Origin of the sequence: Oleiagrimonas sp. (genome assembly GCF_027858935.1) — a bacterium.
In the GTDB taxonomy this organism is placed as follows: domain Bacteria; phylum Pseudomonadota; class Gammaproteobacteria; order Xanthomonadales; family Rhodanobacteraceae; genus Oleiagrimonas.
This window is the reverse complement of record NZ_JAQIBU010000021.1, coordinates 1-3,553: the sequence shown is the minus strand read 5'-3', so window position 1 is coordinate 3,553 and position 3,553 is coordinate 1. Positions and strand designations below refer to the sequence as shown.

Sequence of the window (3,553 nt, the reverse complement as noted above, 5' to 3'; positions counted from 1 at the left end):
GTGCTGCCGACCGGCAACCTGATGCTGATGGTGCTGCCTGCCCTGTTCGTGTTCTACGGCATCGCCCTGGCCTGGGTGCGGCGTCGGTACAGCGGCGAATGAAGAACCAGCTGCGGGCTTTGCGTGCCGAGAACGGCTGGTCGCAGGCCGCGCTGGCCGATCAGCTGGATGTTTCAAGGCAAACCGTGAACGCCATCGAGAACGGCAAGTACGATCCCAGCCTGCCGCTGGCATTCCGCATCGCGCGCCTTTTCGGGCGCACGATTGAATCCATATTCGAACCGGGGAAAGACGCGTGAAAATGAAGATGGGAATACGCATCGTGCTGGCGGTGGGGGTCGTGGTGGCGTTTTTTGTCTTTCAGCACGAAGCGCATCACGACAGCAAAAAGACCTCGCAAGGGAAGGCCGATACTGCGGCAGCGCCGGTCAAGGTCAAGGCCAGGCCACAGGTGTGGAAGCGGGGCTCGCTGAGCTTCACCCCCTGCGAGCTGGGACGGCCGGGGACCGGCGCCAGCGTGGCTGCCTGGTGCGCGCCGTTCAAGGTTCCGGAGAACCGTGCAGATCCCAAGGGTCGCATGATCGGCCTGAAACTGGCCGTGGTGCGCAGCGATGCCGCCGCGCCAGACCCGGACATGGTCACGCTGCTGGCCGGTGGTCCGGGCGAGGCGGCCACCCAAAGCTATGTCAGCGTGGCGTCCGCTTTTGCCGATCTGCGCAAACACCACGACATCCTGCTGCTGGATCAGCGCGGCACCGGGGGGTCGAACCCGCTTACCTGCAAGCAGGGGGCTGCCACCAAAACACCTCAAGACACCGCCGTGGCGATGAACCCGGATAACCTGCGCAAGCAGGTCCGCGAGTGCCTCGCCCAGGTCGAGAAGAAGGCCGACCCGCGCTTCTACACCACCACCGCTGCGGTGGCGGATCTTGAAGCCGTGCGCCAGGCCCTCGGGTCGCCCAGGCTGGACCTGGTCGGCGTGTCCTATGGCACCCGCATGGCCCAGCAGTACGCAATGCATCATCCCGAAGGTGTACGCAGCATTGTGCTCGATTCGCCGGTTCCCAACACCGCGATCCTGGGCGCGGATTTTGCCAGGAACCTGGAGCACGCACTGAAGCTGGATTTTGCCCGCTGCACGCACACGCCAGCTTGTGCCAAGCGTTTCGGGAACCCCTATCAAACGCTCTACCAGCTGCGCGACGCGGTGCGGGCCGATCCGCATACCGTCACCATCCGCGATCCGTCCAGCTACAAGGACGTCACGCGCATGCTCAACGATGACTCGCTGGCGGCGGTGGTACGCATGTTTGCCTACGAGCCTGAAACGGCTGCATTGCTGCCGCTGACCATCGACGCAGCCGCGCATGGAGACTATGGGCCGCTGCTGGGGCAGGCCAGCCTGATCAGCGGCGACCTGGATGCGGACATGAACAACGGCATGCAGATGAGCGTGGTGTGCAGTGAGGATGCCGATCTGCTCAAGCCCGATCCAGCCAACAAGGACACCCTGCTCGGCAATCGCCTGATCTCCGCGATCAAGACCGAGTGCGAGGTCTGGCCGCATGGCACGCGCCCGGCCGATTTCCACCAACCGCTGCGCGGGGACATTCCGACTCTGGTGCTGTCCGGTCAGGACGACCCGGTCACCCCACCTCGCTACGGCAAGGCGATCGTGTCCCATCTGGGCAACGCGCGTCAGCTCGTGCTCAAGGGCCAGGGCCACGCCGAAGTGACCCGTGGCTGCGTGCCGCGCCTGATGAAAAAGTTCATGGACACACTCGCGCCGAAAAAGCTCGACGCCTCCTGCCTGAAGGCGTTGCAGCCGATCCCCGCATTCGTCAATTTCAACGGAGCCACGCCATGATCGAAGTCAAGGAGTTGTACAAGGCCTTTGGCGAGGTGAAGGCCGTCGACGGCGTCAGCTTCAGCGCGCGCGACGGCCAGATCACCGGCCTGCTCGGTCCCAACGGGGCGGGCAAGACCACCACCCTGCGCATGCTGTACACGCTGATGCAGCCGGACCAGGGCCAGGTCCTGGTGGACGGCATCGATGCCGCGCAGGATGCGGTCGGCGTGCGGCGCCGGCTGGGCGTGCTGCCGGATGCCCACGGCCTGTACAAGCGTCTCAGCGCGCGCGAGAACATCGACTACTTCGCGCGCCTGCACGGCATGGATGGCAAAGCGCTGGGTGCGCGCCGCGATGCGCTGGTTCAGGCGCTGGACATGGGCGACTTCATCGACCGGCGCACCGAGGGCTTCTCGCAGGGACAGCGCGTGAAGACCGCCATTGCACGGGCGCTGATCCACGATCCTGCCAACGTGATCCTGGATGAGCCCACCAATGGTCTGGACGTGATGGCCACGCGCGCCATGCGCGCCTTCATGCGCAAGCTGCGCGACGACGGCCGTTGCGTGCTGTTTTCCAGCCACATCATGCAGGAGGTCGCGGCACTGTGCGACCGCATCGTGGTGATTGCCGGCGGCCGCGTGGTGGCCGACGCCAGTCCGGACGAACTGCGACAGCGCACGGGCGAAACCAACCTGGAAGATGCCTTCGTGAAGATCATCGGCAGCGGGGAGGGCCTTGCCGCATGAAAGCCATACTTACTGTATTTTTCAAGGAAGTCCGCGAGAACCTGCGTGACCGTCGCACCGTGATCAACGCGTTAATCACCGGTCCGCTGCTGGGGCCGATCATGTTCGTGATGCTGATGAACGTGATCATCACCCGCGAGCTGGACAAGGCCGATCAGCCATTGAAGGTTCCGGTGATCGGCGCCCAGCGGGCGCCCAACCTGATCAAGGCCCTGGAACAACAGGGGCTGGTGCCGCAGCCCGCGATCGAGCATCCAGAAGCCGCGGTGCGCCAGCAGCTTGCCGATGTGATTTTGCGCATACCCAAGAGTTATCCGAAGGCCTTCACCAAGGGCGAGCCGGCGCAGGTGGAGCTGATCTTCGACAGTTCGCGGCGCGAGACCCAGTCCCCGGTCAAACGGCTGGAACACATGCTCGAGGCTTATGGACGCCAGACCGGGGCCATGCGACTGGTGGCGCGTGGCCTGTCACCCTCGACGATGGTCCCCATCATGGTGGCCGAGCGCGACCAGTCCACGCCACAGTCGCGCGCCGGACAGCTGTTCTCGATCATCCCGTACTTCTTCGTGCTCTCGGTATTCCTTGGCGGGATGTACCTGGCCATCGACCTGACTGCGGGCGAACGCGAGCGGCAGTCGCTGGAACCGCTGTTCGTAAATCCGGTGGCGCGCTGGCGTATCCTGCTGGGCAAGCTGGGCGCGATTGCCGCGTTCTCCACCGCAAGCCTGCTGCTGAGCGTGGTCGCCTTTGGTCTTGCAGGACACCTGGTGCCGACCGAGAAACTGGGCATGGCGCTTGACCTGGGACCGACGTTCGCGGTTACGGTGCTGGTGCTGATGCTGCCGCTGGTGGCGCTTCTGTCCGTGCTGCAGACCCTGGTGGCGGCGTTCGCCAAGAGTTACCGCGAGGCGCAGACCTATCTGTCGATCCTGATGATCGTGCCGGTGCTGCCGTC

4 protein-coding genes are annotated in these 3,553 nt (G+C 64.5%); all 4 read left to right on the top strand.

Going from position 1 to position 3,553, the window contains the following annotated elements; translation table 11 throughout:
• Positions 1-71: 71 nt before the first annotated feature.
• Complete coding sequence (locus PF446_RS00950) at positions 72-299, top strand: helix-turn-helix transcriptional regulator (protein ID WP_343224636.1); 228 nt, start codon at positions 72-74, stop codon at positions 297-299.
• A gap of 2 nt (positions 300-301) precedes the next feature.
• A complete protein-coding gene (locus PF446_RS00945; protein ID WP_298068797.1) occupies positions 302-1,867 on the top strand; it encodes an alpha/beta fold hydrolase in 1,566 nt (521 codons plus the stop codon).
• On the top strand, positions 1,864-2,598 hold the full coding sequence (locus PF446_RS00940) for an ATP-binding cassette domain-containing protein (protein ID WP_298068794.1): 735 nt from the start codon (positions 1,864-1,866) through the stop codon (positions 2,596-2,598). Before PF446_RS00945 ends, PF446_RS00940 begins: the two co-directional genes overlap by 4 nt.
• On the top strand, positions 2,595-3,553 hold a 959-nt coding region (locus PF446_RS00935; protein WP_298068792.1), incomplete at its 3' end, for an ABC transporter permease. The genes PF446_RS00940 and PF446_RS00935, both read left to right, overlap by 4 nt.